Source organism: bacterium (assembly GCA_016716565.1).
In the GTDB taxonomy this organism is placed as follows: Bacteria; Bacteroidota; Ignavibacteria; order Ignavibacteriales; family Ignavibacteriaceae; genus IGN2.
In genome coordinates this window covers 739131-765699 of the sequence record JADJWC010000001.1, presented here as the reverse complement: position 1 = coordinate 765699, position 26569 = coordinate 739131, and the positions used below count along the sequence as shown (strand labels likewise).

The window sequence follows — 26569 nt, the reverse complement described above, 5'->3', positions numbered from 1 at the left end:
TTAAAAATTACACGGATAATAAAACAACTAATAATGATAATAACATTCATAAAGATTTTTCTTTGAGATTTATTGGTTCAAGTGATTTTCCACCCAGAAAATAAAGAAAAATTAATTAAGACAAAGTCACAGATTTAGATAATAATACTTGTCACTGAATATTATGAACAATAAAAAACCTCTGCTAAATTGCTTTAACAGAGGTTACAATAAATAGTGTTGGATAAATTCTATTTCATTAGAACTTGTCCGCCGAAGCGATTAGCGTAGGAGGATCATTTTCTTCGTTTCAAGGAATGAACCTGCTTTTAGCTGATAGAAATACGTTCCGCTTGGTAGCTGAGAAGCATTAAATTCAACCTCATAGCTTCCTGCTGGTTTGTTTTCATCTACAAGTGTGGCAATTTCGTTTCCCAATACATCATAAATTTTTAAACTGACAAATTGAGATTGCTTCGTTTCACTCGCAATGACTGATGGTATTGTATAACGAATTTTTGTTGATGGATTAAACGGGTTGGGATAGTTCTGTTCAAGTGAAAAAGTTGATGGAGATGTTACTTCAACTTCTATTACATTCGAGTATTCAAATGTCCCATCATAGTCTATTTGTTTTAATCTGTAGTTGTATTTACCAGTAATTAAATTTTTATCTATGAAAGAATAGACTTGTGTTTCTGTCGTTGTTCCGTGTCCGTCAACAAATCCTATTCTTTCCCAAATTTCGCTGTCATTCTGAGCAGAGCGAAGAATCTCAAAACCCTGGTTGTTCGTTTCTGTTGATGTTATCCAGCTTAGTTCAACATTATCATCGTTCACGAATACCGAAAATGAATTTAATTCAACGGGTGTTGTTATTTCGCTCAATGGTCTTTTCCAAACAGCTCCATTATTAAGCCCAGCAAAGAAGTATACTCCCGATACTAAAAGAGAATTGATATTTAAGTGAGGTAATCCTTCATTTACAGCATTCCAGTTAACACCGTTATCAGTTGACAAAAATACTCCGCCTTCTCTGGTACCGGCAAACAGATTCGTACCCGAAACTGTGAGACAATTGATATCGAAACTGGTTATTCCATTATTAACTCCATTCCAGGTTGTACCGTTATTGGTGCTGAGAAAAATACCTCCCCCAAGTGTACCTGCAAAAAGATTCGTACCTGAAAAAATAAGCGAAGTTATATAATGGTGAGTCAGTCCATTATTAATTCCTGTCCAGCTTGTCCCCTCATTTGTACTCAGGAAAACACCTCCACCGGGGGTGCCAGCATATAGATTCGTACCGGAAACAGCAAAAACTTTAAAACCAGCAAATAAAGGACTACCCTCGACCCAGTTGATACCATTATTTGTTGAGTTAAAAAATCCTCCATCAAAGTCGCCCGCGAATAGCTTATCGCCTATTGATCCAAAGGCAGTCACTGTCCAGCCAAAGCCGGGATTCACATTATTCCAGGTATTACCATTGTCTGAAGAACGAAAAAGGTGGCCGTAGGTTATATTTGCAAAAAGGTATGAATTATAACTTGCCAGCAATTCGATTGATCGCTCTGTAAGTCCATTATTAACTTTTATCCAGCTTTGTCCGTTATCAGAAGAGCGGAAAACGCCGCCACCTCCGGTTCCCGCAAAAAGATTTTGATTTACTTGAATAATTGAGGGAATACTTAAATGAATCAAGCCGGTACTTGCTTCAGTCCAGTTGCTGCCATTATCTGTGGAGTGAAAGACACCTTCAGAATTGCTTGCAAATAAATCTGAGTTCGAAGCCAGTAAAGACCAGATACCACTTCCAGTTAAACCCAACTGAGTCCAATTTACACCATTGTCAGCAGAATGAAATACACCATTAAGAGTACCGGCATAAATATTTGAACCTGAATTATGCAGTTCATAAACCTGAGTAAATGCTAAACCAGATTGTACCCAGGTTGTGCCGTAATTTGTTGAACGAAATACACCGTCATCAAGTGTTCCAGCAAAAATGTTAGACCCAGAGATAATTAGTCCGGTGATATAGAGTTCAGTTAGACCAGAGTTTACTGCAGTCCAATTCATCCCGTTATCAGCACTTAAAAAAACACCTCCCCCGCCTGTCCCTGCATAGATGTTACTGCCAGCGATAGCAAGAGACGCGATATTAAGATTAGTCAATCCATTATTAACAGGAATCCAGCTAGTGCCATTGTCGATGCTGAGAAAAAGTCCATCGTTATAAGTTCCGGCAAAAATATTTGTGCCTGATATAACAATAGATCCTACACTCGGGTAATTTAAACTTGTCTTCGTCCAGCTTGAACCACCATCGGTCGAGTGGAAAACTCCGCTTGAAGTTCCGGCAAAAATATTAGAACCAGAGACAGCCAAAGATCGTACCCAGTGGCCGGTCAATTCATTATTAACAGGTACCCAACTGACACCATTATTTGTTGAATGATATATACCTACTTGAGTTCCTGCAAAGAGATTATTCCCTAAATCCAAAAAACAAGAAACTCCGCCACCGTACGGTCCATTAGTTTGTAGCCATTGGGCATTTAATGAAAATGAACTGTTGAAAATGAAAATTACTATTAAGACAAAATTTAATTTGAACATAAAGCCTCCTTTATATTTTTATGTATGTTGATTGAAATTCATTTGTCAGCTAATAATTACTTCAGCAAAATCATCCCTGCCTGCCGGCAGGCAGGTTCTTCGTGCTTCATCATTTCAGTAAAATCATTTTCTTCACAGCTGTAAATTCTCCTGCTTTCAACTGATAAAAATACGTTCCGCTTGGTAGCTGTGAAGCATTAAATTTAACCTCATACTCACCTGCTGTTTTATACTCATCTACCAATCCTGCTACTTCTTTACCCAATACATCATAAATTTTTAAACTGACAAATTGAGATTGCTTCGTTTCACTCGCAATGACATTCGGTATTGTGTATCTGATTTTCGTACTTGGATTAAATGGATTAGGGTAATTTTGTTCAAGTAAGAATTGAGCTGGATAATTTTCAATATCATTTTCTATGGACGTAACCATTTCTGATAGTGGTCGTCTCCAAACACCACCATTTAGGTGAAGTGTTCCAGCGAAGATGTATTGATCCAATATTGCAAGTGAATAGATATAATCATTTTCATAAGAGAGACCTGAATTGACTTCTGTCCAGTTTGTTCCGTTATTTGTTGAGAGATAAACACCACCAAGAAAGGTACCTGCAAAGAGATTAGTTCCACTCGTTTCGTTGGCACTGCTTGCTAGTGAGTAAACACTCCTATTCAATCCTGCATTTATACTAGTCCAATCTGATCCATTGTTGGTCGATAAAAAGACAGAGAAATACGTTCCGGCAAAGATTTTCATTCCATTAGTTTCGCTGGGAATAATTGCAAAAGAACCTGCCCATAATGTGGGTGAATATGATTCAATCCAGCTTTGACCATCGTCAGTTGAACGAAATATGCAATTATTTAGATTAGTATATTCCCTGTCGATACCAGCAAGTATAATTGTGTCACCCGTTTCATCTTTAAAAACTGTCAGGGCATAAACAATCAAGTTAGTGAGACCTGATGGCATCCAACTTGCACCATTGTCAGATGAGAGGAAAACACCTTCGGTTGTTCCTGCAAGCAGAGTACTTCCTTCTGTCTCGTTGCGAATTACAGCAAGTGATCTAACCTCTCTATTCTCCAAGCCCGAGTTAACCGCTTGCCAGGTTACACCATCATCTTTGGATAAATAAACTCCACCCTGACCACCTGCAAAAAGATTTCTGTTACCAACTTCAGCAGAGTCCAATGCGAAATCCTCTACAAAAGAAAGTATTGTTGGTGGCAAGGTCAAATTCCAAGTATCCCCAAAGTCAGTAGAACGAAAAACACCATTTACGGTTCCTGCTAAAAGGCTTGTGCCGGAAACCCCAAGGCTAAAAACCGCACCAGAAGGTTCGCTTGTCTGCACCCATTGTGCTGATAATGGATGCGTAGTTGCAAACACAGCAATTAAAAGCAATGAAACACAAGTAGATTTTTTCATAGGATTATTCCTCTATGATAGTTTATTGACACAAAACACTTTTCCTTTTCAATTTCCACGAACGACCGTTACTGTATTTGTGTTATTTGGATCTTCAGGAAAACTGTTAGTTGACACCACATCAATCCACCTGCTGGTGCCATAAAGTTTTATCAAGGCGTGATTATTTGTTCCACCAAGTACAGGAGGGTTTGCAAGTGACCTGCTACCGAACGCTTGAAAATCAATATTCTGATTGCCGTATACCTTTACACCCCAAAGCCGCACAGTAACAGTGTTGGAAAATGTCATATCAGGGCCAAATGCATCAGCACCAAGCACCAATAGCCCACCGGCATCGTTGAAGTTTGGATCGATCGGTCCGGTATTGTTGATAAATTTAGTGCCATGTGCTTCAAAGGTTGTTAAATTGGAGACAGATGTACCAGTAGCTGCAGTTGCACCGATGATCAAACCGCCAAGACCATTCCCCTCAAATCGGTCACCATGAGATGTAACTTCAACCATCGCAGAAGTGCATCGGTTATTGTTCACGATTATACCAAAATAGAAATCATGTGCCCGGTTATTTCGCAGTTCGGCAAAAATTTGTCCCTGATCAGCACCGTTGGTATTAACGATTCGGATGCCCTCAACTTTACCAAAGCACTCATTATCAACAATCTCTGCGTCAATTCGTCGCCCGATCATAGTTGCCCCTATGTTTCTCACGTCAATTCCTCGCAAGCTTCCGCCCGAAACTACATGGGCAACCTTAATTTCTGTTGTCGGTGTTCCAATAAGATCGGTTTCGATCCCACCGGCAGCAAATTCATTGCCCATAATAGTAAGCCACTTAATGGTATTTTTACCGCGTCCAATGCGGATAGGCCCAGTTCGGCCAAATGAAACAACGAACGAAGAATTTGGCAAGCCAGACGCATCGATGACAACAGCAGAGCGATTATGAGTTACTCCTATGAGAGACATGTCCTCTTGAAGTTCAAGACGACCGCTATTCGGCCGTGGAGCACCAGATGAGTCATTCACTGACAGTATATAAGTTCCACAATTTAGTAAAAGTCTCTTGCCGATATTATCCGGATTATTCACGGCTTCATAAAGTTGGTCTATATTGCTTACTACAATTTTATTTCCCCCGCCTTTTTGAAGTGTTTCAATTTCATTTGTATCAACGGGAGTTTGAATTTCCTCACAGCCAATAAAAAATACCAAAATAAAAATCGAACTTAGAATCAGAGAAATTTTCATAACAGCCTCCTGAGCAGTTTATAGGTTAGGTTCAAGGCACCTTTTTTATTATCAAACCTTAAAAGCGTATACGTGGTGCTTAATAAAAGATTTTGATTAAGTTTGTCGCAAATAAACAAAAAGGAGAGAGGGGCTACATATTAAATTTGTAACAAAAACTTATGATTTTGTAACATTATAGAAAATGATAGTTTTTTTTGGGCAAGAACGAAGCTAAAAATTATAAACTGCTATTACTCTGATATTTCACTGGGAGGGTAGCCAAATTCTTCTTTGAAACATTTTGTAAAATAAGCAGGACTTCCAAAGCCTAATGAATATGCAATCTCAGAAATATTTCCGCTTTTTTCCTTAATCATCTTTCTTGCTTTATCAAGCTTAAATGTCTTAATATACTGAATTGCTGATTTTCCTGTCAGCGCTTTTAATTTTCTATGCACCTGCATCCTGCTCATTCCAAGTTCTTCACCAAATTCTTCGGTGCTGAAATCTTCATCAGATAAATGATTTTCAATTACAGTAATCACTCTTCTCATAAATTCTTCATCTATGCTGCTTAGTTTTTTATTTTCAATTCCCTGAGGATAAGTTTCCAATTTAGCATACTTTTCCTGCAGCTTTATTCTTATCGCAATTAAATTTTTTACTCTTATCCGTAGTTCTTTCAGATCAAAAGGTTTTGTAAGATAATCATCAGCACCTGTTTCTAATCCTTCAATTTTATTTTCCTGACCCGATTTTGCAGTTAACAAAATGATCGGGATATGACTGGTTTTTTCATTGTTCTTTAAAATCCTTGTCAGCTCATGACCATCCATTTTTGGCATCATCATATCTGAAATGATAAGATCGGGAATAATCTTTTCTGCTTTACTTACTCCCTGTTCGCCATTTATCGCTTCTTCAATTTGGTAACCTGGATCAAGGGAATCTTTAATGTACTCTCTCATATCATAATTGTCCTCAACGATTAAGATGATGGTTTTATCTTCACCGTCATTCTGAGTAACTCGCAGAGAATCTTCTTTTTTATTAGTCACGGTTGGGTTTTGAAGGGTGAGATTCTTCATCCCGATTTCATCGGGATTCAGAATGACATCCGTTTTTATTTCTATTTCTTCAATAATCTCTTCATCTTTTAGATGATCTCTGCCCGCAGGAAAGTTTATTGTAAATTCTGTCCATTCTCCAATTTTACTTTCTACACTGATGCTTCCATGATGTAGCTCAACTAACTCTTTTGTTAAAGCTAAGCCAATGCCAGTGCCTTCATATTCCTTAGTCAGCGAACTATCTACCTGGTAAAACCTGTCAAATAATTTTGGTATATCCTCCTGGGGAATACCTATTCCGGTGTCTTTTATTTTTATTTCAACAAACGCTTTTGTATTGTCATGCTGAACTTGATTCAGCATCTTATTAACTGACAGGGATTCCGAACCAAGTTCGGAATGACACTCTCTTAATGAAACTGTAATCTTTCCTTCCTCCGGTGTGAACTTAAATGCGTTTGACAGAATGTTTGAGAGAATTTTGATCATCTTTTCTTTGTCAAAGTAAAGTTCAATATGGTCTTTTTCTGTCTGCAGCTTTAATGTTATAGCTTTTGATTCGGATAGTGATTCAAACGATAACGTAATTCCCTTTACAAAAGAAGCAATATTTCCTTTTGAAGCTTTCAACTTGTACTTCCCTGCTTCCAATCTTGAAAGATCCAACAATTGATTTACAAGCTGAAGTAATCGTTGAGCATTTCTTTTAATAGTTTTGGCATCTTTAACTACGTTAGTTGAAACATTTGAATTGATCTTTTCGGCGGGACCAAGTATTAAAGTAAGCGGTGTTCTGAATTCATGAGATATATTAGCAAAGAAACGTGATTTCATTTTTTCTGTTTCTTCTTTTTCATCCAGTACGGCTTGATTAACTTTTACCTGATTCTTATACGATATTCTGTTCATCTCATAACGTCTTAATGCATATAATGAAAAGATGAAACAAAAAGCATAGAACGAATAAGCCCACCATGTTCTCCACCAGGGTGGAGAAATAAATATGGCTATTGAAGTGCCTGCTTCATTCCAAACACCGTCATTGTTTGATCCTTTAACTCTGAAAATATATTCGCCGGGAGGAAGATTGGGATATGATGCAAACTTTCTATTACCCGAGTAAACCCAGCCAGTATCAATTCCTTCCATCATATAAGCATATTGGTTTCTCTCCTGACTTAAGTAACTCAAAGCGACAAATTCAAATGACAAAAAGTTTTCATCGTACGATAACTGAATTTCTTCTTCAATCGGAACAGATTTATCAAGTTTTTTTACGGCAGTAATTACAACGGGAGGTATGTATGGATTGATTTTAATGCTATCGGGATGGAACCTGATAATACCAGCAGGATACCCGAAATACATTTCACCATTTTCAGTTTTACATCCATAAATATAACTTAAACCGTTTTCTGGTACTCCATACGATACGTCATAATTCTGAAATTTGTTTGTCTTCGTATCAAATTTTGATATCGTCTTCATTGTAATCAGCCAGAGATCACCATTGCTATCTATAAGCATTGAAAAAATTAGCTCGTGCGGTAACCCATCTTTCTCAGTGTAATAAGTAAGACTATCTTTTAATCTGTCATATTTGCACAATCCTTTTTCTGTGGCAATCCACAATAGATCTCTTTTATCAGGTACTATTTCAAAATAAGTACGACCTTTTGTTCTATATAAATTTTGGGAGTGCGAAGAATAATTTTTGGTAATAATGTTTTTTACAGGATCAAAACAAAACAGACCGCGTTCGAAAGTTGCGATCCATAAAACTCCTAAATCATCCATATATAAATCTTTGATGTTGCCATTAAGTTGCAAAACCTTTATAACACGATTTTGATCTGGTTCAATTTTATAAATCCCGCCTTCCCCTTTTTTAGTTCCAAGCCAAATTCTACCTTCTGAATCTTTTAAGAAACAGGAAATAGGTTTAGTAAATTCTTTTGGCGAAGAACTATAAAAATTTGTTATCCTTCCATTTGCATCGCGCTTGTAAATACCCCCAGAGGATTTACCTATCCATAAATCTCCCGATTTTTCTTCTTCGACCAAATAATCCGAGCCAAAGGAATATGATATAATCTTTTCATCTTTCGGATAAAATATTTTCCAACCCTCTGTTGTGCTTATCCAGATTTTATCCTTGCTACCTTTTATAATTTGTGTAACACCTTCGACAGGATATTTTTTGAACGGCATCTTTACACGATTTATTTTATTAACTCCGCCTATGAATGTAGTTACCCAGATCGTACCGGATCGCTCTCTGTAAACCGATGTTATTAAATTACTGCTTATGCTGCTGCGTTCTTCAGCATTATGAGTGTACCTGGAGATTATTAACTTAACTTTATCAAATGTATAAAGGCCTTTTTCACTTGTTCCAATCCAAAGAGTTCCATATTCGTCTTCACATATTGATTTGATTGAATTACCTTCTCCATTAAGATACCGGATAGAAGAAAATGTTTTAGGATCAAATTTTACCAGGCCATTTTGTGTCCCCAACCAAAAAAAACCAGCCTTATCTTCAAAAACAGTATTAACATAATAATCAGATGAAAAGGAGCCATCCATTGAGTCACACCAGAAATGTTCAAACTTTTCTGATGTTTTATTTAACCTATAAAGGCCATTACTTGTACCGAACCAAAAGAATCCTGAAATATCTTTAAATATTACATTTATGAATTGGTTGTTGCTATAATTGGAAATATTGTCATCAAGAGGAACTTTAATAAATCTGCCAGATAGTTTATTGAATTTGTGTAATCCATCAAGTGCCCCAATCCAGAGCATGTTGTTGTCATCATCTTCATAAATTGATACTACATTATTTGTCAGTTTAGATTTCGGTTCATCTGGATTTGGTTGGTAGTGAGCGAAGCTACCAGTTTTGTAATTAAATTTATCGAGTCCGTTTCTTGTACCTAACCAAATATATCCTTCTGAATCTTCGTATAATGTATTCACGATAGCATTATCAATACTATTAGTATCATCAGGATCGTTTTTATAATTAGTGAAATTGTGACCATCAAATTTTTCAAGACCACTATGCGTACCAAACCACAGAAAGCCGGTGTCATCCTGGATCATTGAAGAAATATTAGTCTCATACATACCCTGGGCAATTGAGTAATGTTCAAATACTATGCTTTCCTTCTGAGCAAAAACTTCACATACAACTGAAGAGATTATTAATTGATTGATAAATACAAAAGCAAATAAATACTTAAGCAATAGTGTGTATTTTAATTTTAGTGAACAAAATTGTTTTATAAAGATCGGACTAATTTTGGCTGATGAAAATTGACTTTTTTCTGTTCAAAAACAATAGCCTCTTGATTGTCAGAGGCAAATAAAAAACCCCTGTTAGTATTTAATTGACAGGGGCAATAAAAACTTTTGAGGCAAGGGAATTACTTCATCAAAACTTGTCCGCCGTAGCGATTAGCGTAGGAGGATCATTTTCTTAGTTTCTGAAAAACTGCCTGCTTGAAGCTTATAGAAATATATTCCGCTCGTTAATCCTTCAGCCGCAAATTCAATTTCATAACCTCCTGTCTGTTGTTCTTCATTAACAAGCGTTGCAACTTCATTGCCGAGTATATCGTAAACTTTTAGTGTTACGAAAGTCCCTTTTCCTTTGGAGAAGGGATTTAGGGATGAGGCCGGTATTGTGTATTTTATTTTCGTGCTCGGATTAAACGGATTTGGATAATTCTGCTCAAGATGAAAATCACTAATTGATTTTTTTTCATCATTAACATTAGTAACAATTTCAAGTACTTCCTGCTTCATAATAAATGGAATGTTTGGTAAAGCATCGTACATACTTACAAACCTGTTAATATCTCCATTGTTAATTGTTCTGATATGATCAACCAATTGTGTTTTTACAGTTTGATAACAAACTTCAACGGTTATTTGGTATTCAGTATTTGGTAGAGTAGGTATTAAATATGTAACACTGTCACCTCCAGTTCCCCCCTGATAGGTACCATATCTGTTAAAATTAGGATCGTCATTTGCATTACCAACTATCTTTATTGAATCATAACTTGGATGAGTCGTTATAAAACCAACTGGAGGTAAGCGATTATCTTTTATATATTCAGCCGCTCTTAACAAAGTATATGTAACCTGCTGCTCATCGTTAATGAAAACTCCTTCATAAACCTGGACTTGATTTTCCGAATCAATCAAATCATAATGCGGTTCATAATCAGAATTGTAATTAATTATTTTACCAGTTGCGTCCCATTCACCAGATTCGAAAATGACATTACTAATTCCCTGTTCAACTTTAAGATGAATCCACATTCTTCTGAAGGGAATTCCTGTTGGTATTTTATGTCCGGTTAGATTTTTGATATACAACTTTACTTCCAACAAATCATTTTGATAACTCGTTGATGCTGTCAGTTCAACAGATTGTTCTTTCAAACTGTATTCAGTTCTGGAAATAGTTGAATCAAAATGCTCTGGCTCTGCTGTAAGACCAAGCGAATCAATATTATTCTTCAAAAGATTCTGCATATAAAAATTCCCACCGACAAAAGTGTGCCGCCAGAATGGAGTTCTGGGAGGGAAGTTTCCCATTCCCGAAATTAATATCGGGTCATAAATCTTCGGCATATGACAATCCTGGCATTGAATGTTCTGCGATGGATAAACACTGTTCTTCCATTCGATGTAGGGTGTTTGTTCAGGAAAACTTCCGATAATATTTCCCTGTGCATCCATCGTTGGTGTAAATAAAGTATGACACGTTGCACAAAGTTCAGATTGATTTACATGCGGACTGAATTGTGATTTGTAACCGATAATCGCCCACATTAAAGTTGTATCTGAGTTTTCATAAGGTCCATATAAAATGCTGTCAGCTTCAATGATATAATTTCCGGAATAAGACTGCTGCGTTCCGAAATTATCCGGTTTTATCTGATGACAAGCAGTACAGCTTACTCCATCATTTGCCAGAGGATCTTGCTTTAATTCAGCCATTGAGTAACCAGTCTGTCCGTTGTAAATAGCTTGAGTATATCCCATTGGCGAATGACATTTCAGACAGGTACTTTCTATTAGCTCCTGGTGCTGAGGAAAGTTATGAACTTCTTCTGCTACCATCGCTCTCCACAATGGGTCTTTGCTTGCATTTCCCATCATCGTCGAGCGCCAGTAAGTAATTGGAGAGACATCTATCCCATTCCATGTCATTGCACTTCCATTACTGTTGTGACAAAGTATGCAATTCCCCGAACCGCTGAATAAGACTGAAGTTTCAGTTGGTAATTCTGTCTGTGGGATTATATAAACAGAGGTTATAACTAAGAAAAAAGTAGTAATCAGATTTTTCATGATAATTCCTGTGTGGTTCAATTTTTATTTGAAGCTGATTGATTGCTTAGAATTTGAAAGTTCTTAATCAATCCATTTTCTTACACTTAAAATAGTAATTTACTGACAAAAAAGACCGCCATGCGACGGTCTTCAAGTTAATAATGTTTAGAGAAAATTATTTCAACAGTAACATTTTTTTTGTTTCAGTAAATGATCCGGCTTGTATTTTATAGAAATACATTCCGCTTGATAATCCTGAAGCATCAAAATCTACTTCATAACTTCCAGCGGATTGTTCCTCGTTGACTAAAGTTGCAACTTCGTTTCCAAGAACATCATAAACTTTAAGAATCACTTGCGAGATACTAGATATTTGATACTGGATACTGGTTGAAGGATTAAATGGATTAGGAAAGTTTTGCTTTAATTCAAATGAAGCTGGTATTTCTAAATCGGAGTTGTTAACTGAAGTGATATTATTTACGTCGTAGCGATAAACGCCGCCACCAAGCGTCGCAGCATACAAGTAAGTACTATCTGTTACTATCTCAACCACCTGTCCTGCTATATTGCCATTATTAAATTCTTCCCAGGTATTTCCGGAATCTGTTGAAATAAAAACCCCTGTATTACTAGTGCCAGCGAAAAGAAAAGTGCCATACGATAAAAAAGCATAAATGGTATTGCCGCTCAGTCCTACCTGAGACCAGCTTTTACCAAAATCGGAGGAACGAAACACTCCACTGTATGCAGTTCCAATGAAGATGTGATTATTTGATGAACAAATTCTGTAAGCTACTAAATCTGTTAATCCATCATTTGATTGAACCCAGTTATTACCATTGTCAGTGGAGCGATATATCCCTGCACCCGGACCTGCAGCGAGCAAAGTATCTCCGATAGAGAAAATATCCCAAAATGTTTGGTGATTTAATCCATTATTTATTGGAGTCCAATTATCACCTCCATCGGAAGATCGGAAAATTCCACTTCCCCAGGTTGCTGCAAATAGAAAATTATTAAGAGAGATAAAACTCCGGACAGAGCTACTCAGTTGCCCGATTAAAAGAGTATCCCATGTAATTCCGTAGTCAGCTGAACGATATGCGCCGGGACCAAAAAATCCCACGAACAGAGTATCGTTGATTGAATTAACTTCCCAGGCATTTGAAGCTGGTAATCCACTATTAGCAGCAATCCAATTGTTTCCTTTATTTGATGAACGATACACTCCGGAACTGCTGGTGCCCGCATAAATGTACTGTTCGTCTGTATCCAGTCCATAGACTGAAGAGCTTGGTAATCCGGAAATGATTTGCTGCCATTGTGCAGTTACCACAGCATTGAGAGATAAAATAAGTAATAGAGATAAAACAGTTTTCACTTTTGTACCCTTATTTTTGAATTATTTATTGTTAATTAATAAAATCAAATCAATCCGAATTTTTAAATAAAACCCTCAACTTGTAATTAAATCCCTATTACGAACAGAGCCATGTATTCATTTAATTGCTAAGCATTAATTAACCAAAGCAAAAAACATAATCACCGCATCTACGCTTAGGGATATAAGAAGATTAAGATTATTGGGGGATAGCTAGTTAGGGCTATAAAACCATCTTTAAATATCAGACATTTTATTGGAGGCAAACATCAAATTAATTTTGAATAAAAACAATAGTGCCTTGCTTGTCACAAGCAAATAAAAAACCCCGCTTTATTATTCAGCGGGGTTGGAATTTCTTCGATATGATTTAATTATTTCATTAGTATCATTTTCCTGGATTCAACAAAATTTCCAACTTTTAAAGTGTAGAAGTAAATTCCGCTTGATAGCTCCCCGATTCCGGACAAGCCGGAATGACTATTGAATTCAACTTCATAACTTCCTGCAGGTTTTTCTTCATTAACCAATGTTGCAATTTCATTTCCCAAAACATCATAAACTTTTAATGTTACATTACAACTCATCGGAATTTGATAACTGACCACTGTCCTTGGATTGAATGGATTTGGATAATTCTGTTCCAATGAAAATTTATAAACCGGTTTTTCATCTTTAATAATTCCGGTAGGAATAGTGTAAATAAAAATTCCAATGTTATCAAGATACCAGCCATCTCTTGTAACTCCGCCATCTGTTTTTAACTGGAATTGAATCTTTACCAGATTACTTGTGTAAGCAGCAAGACTTATTTCTTCTTTTACCCAGTTTGAAATGTTTCCATCATAAACAGGCTGACCCACAGGTTGTGGAGAAACACCAGGCTGAGTATAGTTGCCTGCAAGTGGAATCCAGCTGGTTCCGTTATTTGTTGATACTTTTACCTGTCCATAATCATAATCACTTTCAATATCCAGTTTTGTCCAGTAACTTAATTTTGGATTAGGGTATCCTGAAAGATCGATTGGTGAAGTCAAAGTCATGGTCACTGTTGCATTATTAATGTAGTTGCCATTTTTACTATCTGTGTAAGAATTCGGCTCTGAATAGAAAGATTTATAAGTTGAGTCCCATTGAGGGCTTGTTGTCGGTGTTTTTGTAATTGTCCAGTACGCATCTGGATCATTGGCATTATCCTCAAATATAAAAACCGGAAAACCAGTAATAATATTTGTTGTGTCACTTGAGGCTGTAACTCCATTAATTTTTGTTGTTAACACTACAGGTATTTGTGTTTCAACCGGAGTTTGACTTGATATTTCAAAAAATAATGGTTGTGAAATTGCAGATGAACTTCTTGCTTCAATTGAATCCAGAGATGCACTGCCGACTATGATGCTCACATACTGACTTGGAGAACTTAATTCAAAAGTCAAGTTATATGCTGTTGCCAGTCCTTTATTCCTGAATTCGGGAGAAAGAGCAATCACATCACCGGGGAGAAAATATTCTTTACTAAAATTGGGATTGACTAGCTGTACATATTCCCCGGCAAGAAATGATTGATAAATCATCGTCCGTAAATTCTGCTGGGCAATCGGATAAATCTGACTTTGTGAGGGCCAGAATGCATCACCGATTTCAATTGTATAACCGAATGTTTTATTTTTTGTAATCTGTTCTCCGTACATCCAGTCACGAATACTTCCATTAGAATTATAACCGAGAAGCTGACCACCGGAGCCGAATGCATATCCACTGTAAGATGTAAGTAATGCTGCAAATTCTCTATATGTTAGTGAGTCCGGAGTTTCTGCATCAATATATCCCCATGGATATAAAATATATCCGCCATGTGTATGCATATTAAAATGAGTTCCATAATTATTAAGAATGGCAAAATCTCTTATTGCCTGTGCTTCAGGTTCAGAAAATGCTGAAGGACCTCTGTATGTTTCAGAACTTGGAATAGGACTGGAACCAATATCATCATAACCCCACATATAACCGAAGTTCCGGTTAAGATCTACTCCATAACTTCCGCCGTTATTTCGTCTGTTCTTTCTCCACATACCGCCGCCGTTTGGATCTGTTAGTCTGTTATATTCGTAACCATCAGGATTGAAGCATGGAACAAAATACATTTCTCTGTTATCCACAAGGTAAGTTGCTTCTGGATCAGTTCCATAATTTTCCAGTAGATACCACATATAATACATCTGCGTTGCCATCGATTGAGGCTCGCGTGCATGAACCAAAGCATCAAATCCAACCGTCGGCTCATTTTCGTTTAGGCCTGGGTTGTCTGAAATTTTAGCTGCCCAAATTGTTCTCCCTTCATGGCTTGTTCCGATAGAAAATTTTTGTGTGATAAGATTCGGATATAGCTGGAACATTTCATCAAGGTCTGCTTCAATTTCGGTAAATGTGTAGTAACCTCCCATCGAGCCGAAATCAAATCCGGTAACACCAAAATCTCGCTGACTATCCATTTTAATAAATTCTTTTTCGGCTTCGGATAACTTCGGCAGTGAGTTATAATATGCATGCCAGTCATCAATAAGTATTTGATAATTGACTCCAGAGTTTGAAATAGCAGCAAACTCTTTTTCGTTCACAAACATTGTAAAGCCGCCCTCTTTATCTACTATCGAATGCTCAAAATTTAAAGAGAGAGATTGAGCTTTCTGAACATCAATTTCATTATTGATGAATAGTTTTATCTGTTTAACGTTTTGTGAATAAATTGAGACAGACAAAAGAATAAGAATTGAAATCAAATTTTTCATTTTAACACCATAAAATTTTATAAAGCATTTTTAATTTTTATTAAATCTTTAGAGATTCACCTTCGGTTTTTGCAATAACTACCGTTCCGCATGTATCACTGAATACGTTTACTGCTGTTCTGCACATATCGAGTATTCTGTCAACTGCAAGAATTAATCCAACACCTTCAAGTGGAAGTCCAACCGCAGTTAAAACTATTGACATCATTACGAGACCTGCCATTGGAATTCCTGCGGCGCCAATTGATGCAAGCAAAGCTGTTATAACTACTATCATCTGCTGTGCAAAACTCAATTCAATTCCATATGCCTGGGCAATAAACATTGCAGCTACACATTCATACAAAGCCGTACCATCCATATTAATTGTTGCGCCAAGCGGTAAAACAAAGCTCGATATTTTATTTGATACACCGGCTTCGTTTTCCACAGCTTCAATTGTCAATGGAAGAGTTGCTGATGAAGATGCCGTTGAAAATGCAGTAAGCAAAGGAGTTGTCATCGCCTTGAAATGAAGTTTAGGGCTTACTCTCCCGATTAATTTTAAGATCAGTGGTAAAGTAATGAACGTGTGAAATGCAAGTCCCAGTATAACAGTCAACATATAAAGACCCATCCGGTGCATAATTCCAAAAAGCGCTTCTCTGTCACCAGCCTGCTGTGCAACAACTCCGGCAACTATCCCGAAGATACCAAGCGGCGCAAACTTTATTATGAATACAGTCATCTTCATCATTACTTCAAAGAAAGCATTGAAGAAATTTGTTAACTGATCTCTTGAGTTATTTTGAGTTCTCGTTATAAAGAATCCAAACAGAAGTGAAAAAAAGATTATCGCTAGCATATCTGCAGTTATGAAAGCCTGGAAAACATTTTCGGGGATAATCCTGAAAATAATATCAGCTAGTCCGCCTGATACTGTACTTAATCCTTCAACTGACTCACTGAACCCGAGATCAGCACCAACTCCAGGCTTCATAAAATTCACTAAAACTAATCCTGTCAGTATAGCAAAAAGGCTTGTCAGCACATAGTAAGTAACGGTCTTTAAACCCAATCTACCTAAACTCTGAGCCGAGCCGATACTTGTAACTCCCGAAACAATTGAGCTGAACACGAGTGGAACGATTATCATTTTGAGTGCGCGAAGGAAAATTGTCCCCATCCAGGTAACGTAATCTGCTGCCCCGGGAAAAAATAATCCATAAAGAATTCCAAGGATTAAAGCGATCAGTATTTGCCAGTGGAGTTTAAGTTTGAACATTCTTAAATTAATTTATGAAAGAATTTCTGAAAGTATTTCATCGCAGACAGCATATCCTTTTGGAGTAAGTTTAACAATATCGTTATCGATTGTTACAAAATTCTGATTCTTCAATAGTTCAAAATAAGGATATTTATTTTTTAACCATTCCTTTATTTCGATTCCAAATTGATTATTGAGTTTTTGCAGATTTAATCCTGAACTGCGCAGTTCAAGCATTACAAATTCATCAATAGCTTTTTCATTGCTTATATCTTCCGAACCTGCAACAGCATTTCCGCTATTTTCAATTTTGTCTATATACATTTTCAGACTTGAAAAATTCCACCATCGTCTTCCATTTATAAATGAATGTGCTGAAGTACCAAAACCAAAATAATCCGTGTAATGCCAGTAAGCATTATTGTGAACACACTCAAAACCAGGCTTCGAAAAATTTGAAACCTCATACTGATGAAATCCATTTGAAGTTAAATGTTCAATTGTAGTTTGATAAAGCTCAGCATCATAATCTTCATCGGCGATTTTTACTTTTCCATCGAGAACCATTTTGTTAAGTATAGTTCCTCGTTCAAGTATCAGGCTGTAAGCAGAAATGTGGTTGATTGGAAGATTGATTGATTGTTTTAAGTTCTCCAGCCATTTTTGTTTTGTTTGTCCGGGTAAATTGAAAATTAGATCTAGACTAATATTTTCAAATCCAGCTTTGGCTGCATCATTTACTGTTTGAATTGCAGTTTCCGAATTATGAATTCGCGTGAGAAATCTCAAATCATCGTCATCAAATGATTGAATGCCAACACTTATCCTATTAATTCCTGCTTGCTTGAACAATTTCAGTTTATCAAGTGAGACAGTACCAGGATTTGTCTCCAGTGAAATTTCCGCATTATTAAGTACAGAAAAATTTGATTTGATATCCCCGATAATTTCCGAAATATAATCTGCATCCATCAGTGATGGAGTTCCCCCACCGAAGTAGATTGAAATTAGTTCTCTTCCCTCTGAGTACTTTTCAGCATAATGTTCGATTTCTTTTTTCAAAGATTTCAGAAATGAATTAATATTATCCGAAGTAATTATTGAATAGAAATCACAATAAATACATTTATGATCGCAGAAAGGAATATGTATGTAGCAGGCAGTTTGTTTCAATTGCGTAAAAGTCAAATCGTTTTTACGCTAAGTTATAGGAAAGAGAAAAGAAATGAAATAAAAAAAATTAAAATCCGAATCCTATGCCTGCTGTACCGGTACTTGTTCCGCCAAATTTATAATCAAAATTCACAACAAAAATTGAAAGATTTATCGATGTCCCGATTGCGAGGTTAACACTTCGGTCACCACTATAATCGATCTGAAGTTGAAGTTCTTGTCTTCCTGCAGGACTATCAAATTCATATTTATAATCAATTTCACTGCGCGAACTTTCATAAGTCAGACTTGCGTACGGCTCTATTGAAATCCTTCCGCCTAATTTTTTACTGATGAACATTCCCAATTGGGAAGCTGTATTCTTAAAAATATCTCCAACTTTGAAATTCTGGAAATAATATCCAAAACCAATCTCGATCGGTAATGATTCCGCAAACCAGTAATTCAGATTATGAGTGAATCCAGCACCCCAGATATTTACAATACCCAAATCCTGTAGATTTATTCCGCGGAAATAACGAACTGAAACACCAGTCCCTATTACGCTACCAAGATCAAACTGGATTGCCGGTGAAGGCATGATATCAATATTGTCCAGATACCCGCGAACATCTGTTAGCTCGAGTGTGTATTGATCGATCGTGTATCCCTGAACTTCAGCGGAAGGAAAATCAACTTTGAGATAGTCATCATAATTTCCGGTGATGGTTGGTCCGTTAAATATTACTTCCCAATCTCTCGAAAGTATTTCATTCTTTACTGATTCATAATCAGGAATGGTGTTTGGGTCGTAACCGGAGGAAATAAGAATTTCATCAACTTGAGCTGATGTTAATCGTAAATTGCCTGTATGACTGAATGTCCGCAAATCATCTGAAAAGAATGATCCAACTCCAACAAATCTCAGTTTTGCATGAATTCCATTTGAAGAAGCAGGCAAACCTGTAAACCATCCCGAGTTCATGCTCGACCCAAATGCACTGATAACGGGTTCGGAATATTTCAGAACTGCATCCGAAGATAAATTAGATAGAGTTTCAGAGATTGACTGCGAATTTATTCTAGATGAAAATTGCAAGACAAGAATAGTCGCAATAAAAATTGTGTTTAATGTTTTTTTCATTCAGATCGTATTAGAAATTAAAAATGCTTCTTTAAATCAACAATGAATGATTAATTGATTACAAGAAGCAAATATTATTCCTTTTGACCGATCAATTCGCGGGCGCTTTTAAGGCTGGCTGCGGTGATTTTTTCACCGCTAAGAAGACGTGCAATTTCCGTAATTCTTTCCGATTCAGGTAACTTTTTAATGGAACTGATTACCCTCTCATTTTGAGTTATTTTTTCGATTGAAAAATGATGATCAGCAAAACCTGCTATTTGAGGTAAATGAGTGATAGAAATAACCTGATGAAACGTTGAAAGATTTTTTAACGCCTTACCAACTTTCTGAGCAACTCTTCCACTCACGCCGACATCTATTTCGTCGAATATCAGCAATGGCAATTTATCATTTTTTGCGAGTGTCGATTTCAGTGCAAGCATAATTCTAGAAACTTCACCACCTGATGCAACTTTGGACAATGGCTTCAGATCTTCGCCGGGATTTGTCGAAATGAAAAATTCTACTTCATCAATTCCCTTGGAGGTCGAATTAAAATATTTTCCATCTGCAAAAACTCCCGACTCATCATCATTTTGTTTGTTTACAATCTGTGTTTTGAATTGCGGGTATTGAATACCAAGTTCTTTTAATGTTTCTTCTATTCCTTTTTTGACAAGCTTCGCTGCCTGTTCTCTTTTTTTAGATAAACTCCTGGCCAGACTTCCGGCATTCTTTTTCAATTCAAAAATATTTTTTGACAGTTCGTGAATTTTCCCGGAAAAATTTTCGGCAAGCTCAAATTCTTCACCAATTTTTTTTCGATTTTCAAGAATGCTTTTTATCGAACCGCCATATTTTTTCTTTAAAAGATTTATTGCACCGAGTCTCTGCCGCTTTTCTTCAACTTCTTCCGGATCAAGATTAATCTTTGAATTGTAATTTCTGATGAAGCCGGAAATGTCTTCGATCTGTGCTAATGCGGATTCTGATTCATTTAAAACTTCGGAAAAAGATTTATCTATCTCATTCAGTTTTTGAAGAAGCATTTTTACTTTTGCCAATGCAGTCTGAATTGAGTTATCTGATTCGTAAAGCAGTTGATAAATTTCTGTGGTTGATTCTGCGAGCTTTTCTGAGTTCTCGAGAATTTTCAATTCGGAAATCAGCTTTTCTTCTTCGTCTTCTTCCGGTGAAATGTTATCTATCTCTTTTATCTGGAAAGAATAAAAATCTTTCTTTTCCTTGATGCTGCTTTCTTTGGATTGGAGATCCTTCAGTTCACTTTCCTTCTGGAGAAGTTCTGAATAAATCTTTCTATACTGCTGAAGCAGATCTCCATAATCACCGAATTCATCGAGATAATCTATGTGAGTTTCTGTACGAAGAAGAGATTGATGCTCGTGCTGTCCGTGAAGATCAACTAACAGATTTCCAATATCTTTTACCAGATTCAGATTTACTGGAGTATCATTGATGAAACACCGGTTTGATCCTTTGAGTGAAATTTCGCGGCGGATAATTAAATCGTCATTAAATTCAATTTCATTTTCTTTAAGGAGAGATTTTACTTTTTTATTTCCCTTTACATTGAAGATTCCTTCGACAAAAGATTTTTGCGCTCCTTTGCGAATTACTTCTGTTGAGGCTCTTTCACCGAGAAGCAGACTCATCGCATCAATCAATATTGATTTGCCTGCACCGGTTTCTCCGGTGATGATATTGAGTTCGTTTCCAAACTCAACTGTGATATGTTCAATTAAAGCGTAGTCTTTAACTTCAAAAGATTTGAGCATAAATCATTTATCAAATAAAAATGCCACATCTCAAAGATATGGCATTTTCTTTTCAAAAGAATAAGTGAAATGACAACATTAAAAAAGTGAATTTCTTGCTAAAAAGATACCACAGATTGTTTTTCCATCGACTATCTGTCCATTATAAATTTTCTCCTCAACTTCTTGAAAGGGAAATTCTAATACTTGCATACCAAACTCTCCTTCTTCACGGTTGTGAGCACCGGGTCTTAAATTTTTTGCCAGGTATATCCAGAGTTTCTCTGTTGAATATCCGGGAGTTGTATAAATACTTCCTAAAGGTGTTACATTGTCAGATTTATATCCAGTTTCTTCTTCTAATTCGCGGACAGCACAAACGAAAGGATCCTCTCCCTTGCTCAATTTTCCAGCTGGAAGTTCGAGTAAAACCTGGTTAACCGGAAAACGATGCTGGGTAACCATTACAATCTTTCCATCCTCAGTTACCGGAACGACGACTGCTCCACCGGGATGTTCTGCTACTTCACGGATTGCTTTGTTACCGCTGTTGTATTCAATCTGATCAACAAGCGTATTAAAAACTTTTCCACGATAGATTATATCACTTTTAACAATACGATAATTCATACTTCTTTCAGAAAATAATTTCAGAATTGAGATGCTGCGATGACTATAAAAATTTTGTTTTCAGGTTCTGTATCCCGAAGGATAATATTCCAATAATTCGCTTCCGAGATATTTTAACAGAGCCGTTATAACACCGAGGTCATCCAGATAACCAAATAAGGGTGTCAGATCAGGGATAGTATCAATGGGAACAATAAAATAAACAAGTGCAGCTATTACGATTGCTTTTCTGTACCACTTGACTAACGGATCTTTCATATACCTGTAAAGTGCGAGTATGTCTTTGGCGAATGAAATCCGTTTCCCTGATTTTTCAAGCTTTCCCCAGAGGTTCTCATCGACAAATTTTTCTTTCTCTTTGTATTCTTCCATTTTCTGTTCATTCATTTGACCGAAGTTCAAAGCCCCGAGATCTTCGCTGCCTTCAAATATATCGTCTTCAGTTACAAACTCATTAAAATTTTTTTCTTTCATTAGAAAGCTCCTGTTCTCTTAAATTTATTGAACCAGTCGTGAACTGTAGCCCACCACAAACGTGAGTTCTGTGGTTTGGAAATAAAATGGGTTTCGTCTGGGAAATATAAAAATTTACTTTCAACTCCCAGCCTCTGTAAGTAAGTAAAAAGCTGAAACGCCTGGTCTTCTGTAACTCTGAAATCGAGAGCACCATGAGTTATCAGTACGGGAGTTTTGCAGTTGTGGATGTATCTGTGCGGTGACCATTTCTCATAAACTTCTCTCTTTTCCCAAGGCGGTCCGCCGTATTCCCATTCGGGAAACCACAATTCTTCTGTTGTACCATATTTGCTTTCAAGATTGAAAGCTCCTGCATGGGAAACAAGTGCATTAAATCTATCAGTGTGTCCGGCAATCCAATTAATCATATAACCGCCGAAAGATGCACCGGCTGCAAAAGTGTTAATTTCATCTATGAAAGAAAAATTTACGACTGCGTGATCATATGCATTCATCAAATCAACATAGACCTTTCCTCCCCAGTCACCGGAAATTTCATCAGTAAATTTTTGTCCGTAACCGGTTGAACCTCTCGGATTTGGTGCAACAACAACATAACCCTGAGCAGCAAACATCTGATAACTCCATCTGTAGTGGAAATTATCACTCCACGAACCCTGTGGTCCGCCATGAATTAAGAATACCATCGGATATTTTTTTTCAGGATCGAAGAACGGCGGCTTAACTAAAATTGACTGCACTGGTGTTCCGTCTGCACCATCACTCCAGAATGTTTCCACTGAATTTGATTCTATTTTATCGAGCACTTCTTTATTGATGAAGGTGACCTGCTTTAATGTATTCCGTCCGTCAGTGCTGATCGAATAAATTTCAGAAGGCATGTTCGATCTTTGTTTCAGATAGAACAGTGTGCTTCCGTCATTATTAAATGCAATATTAGAATTATAATTTTCCTTATGGAATATTTCGATATCACCGGATTCAACTTCAAGACGATAAATTGATTTATAAATTTCGTTTTCTGCAGTGAAATAGATATAACGGGAGTTTGGAGTCCAGATGAATTCCTCAACGGAACGATCAAAATCTTCTGTAAGGTTTTGCATTTCGCCCGATTTTCTTTCAAAGAGAATAATATCTTTTTTATCTGACTCGAACCCAGCCCGCGTCATTGAAGTCCACGCAAGATATTTACCATCGGGAGAATAAACCGGCTGGCAATCAACTCCTTTGCTGGTTGAAATCAGTTTTGCTTCTGTAAGTTCTGCAAGACTTAAAAGATAAATTTCATTGTTTGTACTGGTTGCCGTACTGAATTCAGGATTCATAGTAAAAGCAATTTCGGTTCCGTCCGGAGCAAAATTATAATCATTAGAAGAACCGAGTGCAAGTGTGGGCACATCTTCTATAGATCCTTCTGTGAGATCTTTAAAGTTTCCTGTTTCAACATCAAGCAGGAATAAGTGGTTTCGTTTATCGCCGCGCCAGCCATCAAAATGCTTAAACATCAGTTGATCAAAAACAATTGCTTTTACTTTACTTTCTTCTTTTTGCTTATCTCTTTGCTCATTGCATTCCTGAGTTGTGCAATCCGGATAAACAGAAGAAACAAATAATATTTTCTTTCCATCATTGGACCATTCAATACCGGAAGCACCGCTGTAAACATTTGTAATCTGCTTTTCGTTTTTTCCATCAATATCAGAAATAAAAATCTGGCTGTTCATTATATAAGCTATTTTACTACCATCAGGAGAAAACTTTGGTTCGCTTTCACCACTGTCTGAATTTTTAAATACTCTAAGATTTGTTCCGTCGGAATTAATTAAATATAGATCGGAGTTTCCCTTATTTGACTCCATCAAATAGCTGGTTAAGGAAAACACTATGGTTTTTTCATCAGGTGAAATATCATAAGCACCGATACGTTTCATTGACCAAAAGTCATCAATTGTAATCGCATGTTTTGATTGTGGAATTATAGAAGCTGTTATAATTAAAATTAATAAGATGATTTTTTTCATTGGAACCCCAGAAAGAATTTGAAAAATGTGCTAAAAAATAAGCCTTAATAAGGCTAAAGACAATCTAAAAGAAATTGTATTTAATTCGGAAACATAATATTGATTAAATTTGATTGTAAGAAACAAAACTTTTGCAGAGGAATAAATCTTAACAGAAAATATTCTACTTCCGGGAGGGGTTGAGCAGCTTAAACATTTGCTCGATCAGACTGAGCTTGCGGGAAATCATGCATTAATCATCGGTCCAAACTGCGAATTTATTGCTGTCAGACTTATTGATATGTTTAGCAACATTCATATTATTTCGGATGAATACAATTCGGTTCTTCAATATAAATTGAAAGTAAAAGCTCAGGATAAAATAAAAGTCAAAATGATGGATTATGCTCACACCGACTTTGCTGATGAAAATTTTGATTTAATTTTTGCTCAGGGTTCGATTTCTATCCCGGAAAGAAAAAATATTCTCAAAGAAATAAAAAGAATTATCGGCCCGCAGGGAAAAGTTTGTATAGGGGAAATCGTTTCTCTCGCAGAACCTATTCCAAAATTTGTAACTGATATCTGGGAACAGAGCAATCTTGAACCAATTTCTGGTTCAGCCATAAACGCATTTTATGAAAGTAAAGGATTCGAAGTGCTGAGTGAGAAAGATCATTCATCTACTATGAAAGATTTTTATGAAAAAGTAATTCTTGATGTTTCGAAGACAGGTATAGAAGAAAAAGAAGACAACAAAAAATATTTTGCAAAAATAAAGCATGAAGCTAATGCCTACCTCAGACACGGCGGGAATAAATATATTGGCTTCAAATCTTTAATAATGAGGAAAGCAAATTGAACAAGGGTGACATAATTCAAATTAAAGTTGACAGGTATGCTTTTGAAGGAAAGGGCATTGGAAGAATTGATATTGAAAATCCATCAGAAAATGCTGAGCCTGATTCATTTATAGTTTTTGTTAACGGAGCTTATCCCGGAGATACTGTTTCGGCTAAAATAAAAAAGCTGAAAAAATCTTATGCTGAAGCAATTGCAGAGCAAGTATTAATGCCTTCACCGCAGAGAGTTCAGCCGCACTGCAAATATTTCGGTACCTGCGGCGGCTGCAAGCAGCAGGATCTCGATTACAATCAGCAAATCGCTTACAAGCAGGAACAGGTTGAGGATATATTTAATCACGATGGCGGGTTTAAAAATTTCGAAATGGAGAGTATTCTCCCATCGGAAAATATTTTTTACTACAGAAATAAAATGGAATTCTCTTTTTCAGATTCACAGTGGCTTCCAATTCTGGAAAATGATACAGTCCCCGACAAAGGATTTTTTCTTGGGCTGCATGTGCCAAACAATTTTGAAAAAATTCTGGATATTGAAGAATGTTTTCTCCAGTCAGAACTTAGTAATCACATACTAAATTTCGCCAGGGAGTTTTTTAAAAAACGCCATGTATCAATTTACAATACCAAAACTCAATCAGGTTACCTGCGCAATTTTGTAATCAGGCAGGCTCAGAAAACCAAAGAGATAATGTTGAACCTCGTTACGTATGAAGAGAACGAAATCCTGATGAAAGAATTTGTATCTGCTATCACCAGTAAATTTCCTGAAATTACAACCATAGTTAACAATATCAGCAAGAAGAAAGCTTCCATTGCTGTAGGTGACTATGAAATTGTTTACCACGGAAGTGGATACATTTACGATAAAATAGGAAACCACAAATTCAGGATAAGTGCAAATTCGTTTTTCCAAACCAATACAATTCAGGCAGAAAAACTTTACAGCACAGCTTTGGAATATGCGGATTTAAAAGGTGATGAAATAGTATATGATCTATATTCCGGTGCAGGGACAATCGCAATTTATATTTCAGATAACGCGAAAGAAGTTTACGGTTTTGAATCTGTTGAATCATCAATCTACGATGCAAAGGAAAATCTTGAAATCAATAAAGTTGAAAACGTTTCTTTCGTACAGGCTGATCTTTATAAAACATTTTTGCCTTTCACTAACGTACTTCCAAAACCGAATGTGGTGATTCTCGATCCGCCGCGAGGTGGAATGCATCCAACAACTGTAAAAGATGTTCTTGAATTAAGTCCGGAAAAAATTGTTTATGTTAGCTGCAATCCAACTACGCAGGTGAGAGACATAAAACTTTTTGTTGAAGGTGGCTACAAATTAGTGAAGATAAGACCGGTGGATATGTTTCCACATACCTACCACATTGAAAGCGTTGCATTACTTGTGAAATAGAGAACACTTT

At 36.6% G+C, this 26569-nt stretch carries 16 protein-coding genes; 2 read left to right on the top strand and 14 right to left on the bottom strand.

From position 1 onward, the window contains the following. Positions 1–261: 261 nt before the first annotated feature. The 14 genes from IPM14_03335 to IPM14_03270 all read right to left on the bottom strand — a co-directional run bounded on the left by IPM14_03335 (position 262) and on the right by IPM14_03270 (position 24300). Complete coding sequence (locus tag IPM14_03335; GenBank protein MBK9097151.1) at positions 262–2061, bottom strand: T9SS type A sorting domain-containing protein; 1800 nt, start codon at positions 2059–2061, stop codon at positions 262–264. Between the two features lie 649 nt (positions 2062–2710). Next, positions 2711–3361 (bottom strand): T9SS type A sorting domain-containing protein, encoded by a 651-nt coding sequence (locus IPM14_03330; protein ID MBK9097150.1) that lies wholly within the window; start codon positions 3359–3361, stop codon positions 2711–2713. A gap of 723 nt (positions 3362–4084) precedes the next feature. After that, positions 4085–5287: a hypothetical protein gene (locus IPM14_03325; GenBank protein ID MBK9097149.1), complete on the bottom strand. Its 1203-nt coding sequence runs from the start codon at positions 5285–5287 to the stop codon at positions 4085–4087. A gap of 233 nt (positions 5288–5520) precedes the next feature. After that, positions 5521–9594, bottom strand: a complete 4074-nt coding sequence (locus IPM14_03320; GenBank protein MBK9097148.1) for a response regulator — start codon at positions 9592–9594, stop codon at positions 5521–5523. 210 nt (positions 9595–9804) lie between these two features. Next, positions 9805–11715 carry a T9SS type A sorting domain-containing protein gene (locus tag IPM14_03315; protein ID MBK9097147.1) on the bottom strand — a complete coding sequence of 637 codons (1911 nt, stop codon included), beginning with the start codon at positions 11713–11715 and terminating at the stop codon, positions 9805–9807. Between the two features lie 157 nt (positions 11716–11872). Continuing rightward, positions 11873–13081: a T9SS type A sorting domain-containing protein gene (locus IPM14_03310; protein ID MBK9097146.1), complete on the bottom strand. Its 1209-nt coding sequence runs from the start codon at positions 13079–13081 to the stop codon at positions 11873–11875. Between the two features lie 374 nt (positions 13082–13455). Continuing rightward, complete coding sequence (locus IPM14_03305; protein ID MBK9097145.1) at positions 13456–15870, bottom strand: immune inhibitor A; 2415 nt, start codon at positions 15868–15870, stop codon at positions 13456–13458. Positions 15871–15910: 40 nt separating this feature from the next. Further along, on the bottom strand, positions 15911–17134 hold the full coding sequence (locus tag IPM14_03300; GenBank protein MBK9097144.1) for a dicarboxylate/amino acid:cation symporter: 1224 nt from the start codon (positions 17132–17134) through the stop codon (positions 15911–15913). 12 nt (positions 17135–17146) lie between these two features. After that, the gene (hemW, locus tag IPM14_03295) at positions 17147–18289 is read right to left on the bottom strand and encodes a radical SAM family heme chaperone HemW (protein MBK9097143.1); all 1143 of its coding nucleotides are present in this window, start codon (positions 18287–18289) and stop codon (positions 17147–17149) included. 67 nt (positions 18290–18356) lie between these two features. Next, complete coding sequence (locus tag IPM14_03290; protein MBK9097142.1) at positions 18357–19412, bottom strand: hypothetical protein; 1056 nt, start codon at positions 19410–19412, stop codon at positions 18357–18359. A gap of 74 nt (positions 19413–19486) precedes the next feature. Then, entirely contained in the window at positions 19487–21190 is a 1704-nt protein-coding gene (gene recN / locus IPM14_03285; protein ID MBK9097141.1) for a DNA repair protein RecN, read from the bottom strand. Positions 21191–21268: 78 nt separating this feature from the next. Next, on the bottom strand, positions 21269–21799 hold the full coding sequence (locus IPM14_03280) for an NUDIX hydrolase (protein MBK9097140.1): 531 nt from the start codon (positions 21797–21799) through the stop codon (positions 21269–21271). Between the two features lie 60 nt (positions 21800–21859). After that, the gene (locus IPM14_03275) at positions 21860–22273 is read right to left on the bottom strand and encodes a DUF1232 domain-containing protein (GenBank protein ID MBK9097139.1); all 414 of its coding nucleotides are present in this window, start codon (positions 22271–22273) and stop codon (positions 21860–21862) included. Next, positions 22273–24300, bottom strand: a complete 2028-nt coding sequence (locus IPM14_03270) for a S9 family peptidase (GenBank protein MBK9097138.1) — start codon at positions 24298–24300, stop codon at positions 22273–22275. The genes IPM14_03275 and IPM14_03270 overlap by 1 nt, the downstream gene beginning before the upstream one ends. Positions 24301–24496: 196 nt before the next feature. On the opposite strand from IPM14_03270, the gene IPM14_03265 reads away from it, so the two are divergent. Further along, positions 24497–25141 (top strand): methyltransferase domain-containing protein, encoded by a 645-nt coding sequence (locus IPM14_03265; protein ID MBK9097137.1) that lies wholly within the window; start codon positions 24497–24499, stop codon positions 25139–25141. Beyond that, on the top strand, positions 25138–26559 hold the full coding sequence (gene rlmD / locus IPM14_03260; protein ID MBK9097136.1) for a 23S rRNA (uracil(1939)-C(5))-methyltransferase RlmD: 1422 nt from the start codon (positions 25138–25140) through the stop codon (positions 26557–26559). The genes IPM14_03265 and rlmD overlap by 4 nt, the downstream gene beginning before the upstream one ends. The last annotated feature ends 10 nt before the right edge of the window (positions 26560–26569 follow it).

Coding starts and splice junctions, on each gene's coding strand:
- IPM14_03280 (MBK9097140.1), bottom strand. CDS start 21,799: ATGAATTATCGTATTGTTAAAAGTGATATAATCTATCGTGGAAAAGTT.
- IPM14_03275 (MBK9097139.1), bottom strand. CDS start 22,273: ATGAAAGAAAAAAATTTTAATGAGTTTGTAACTGAAGACGATATATTT.
- IPM14_03300 (MBK9097144.1), bottom strand. CDS start 17,134: ATGTTCAAACTTAAACTCCACTGGCAAATACTGATCGCTTTAATCCTT.
- IPM14_03330 (MBK9097150.1), bottom strand. CDS start 3,361: ATGAAAATCTTTGCCGGAACGTATTTCTCTGTCTTTTTATCGACCAAC.
- IPM14_03315 (MBK9097147.1), bottom strand. CDS start 11,715: ATGAAAAATCTGATTACTACTTTTTTCTTAGTTATAACCTCTGTTTAT.
- IPM14_03325 (MBK9097149.1), bottom strand. CDS start 5,287: ATGAAAATTTCTCTGATTCTAAGTTCGATTTTTATTTTGGTATTTTTT.
- IPM14_03270 (MBK9097138.1), bottom strand. CDS start 24,300: ATGAAAAAAATCATCTTATTAATTTTAATTATAACAGCTTCTATAATT.
- IPM14_03290 (MBK9097142.1), bottom strand. CDS start 19,412: ATGAAAAAAACATTAAACACAATTTTTATTGCGACTATTCTTGTCTTG.
- recN (MBK9097141.1), bottom strand. CDS start 21,190: ATGCTCAAATCTTTTGAAGTTAAAGACTACGCTTTAATTGAACATATC.
- IPM14_03305 (MBK9097145.1), bottom strand. CDS start 15,870: ATGAAAAATTTGATTTCAATTCTTATTCTTTTGTCTGTCTCAATTTAT.
- IPM14_03335 (MBK9097151.1), bottom strand. CDS start 2,061: ATGAATTGGACTGCAGTAAACTCTGGTCTAACTGAACTCTATATCACC.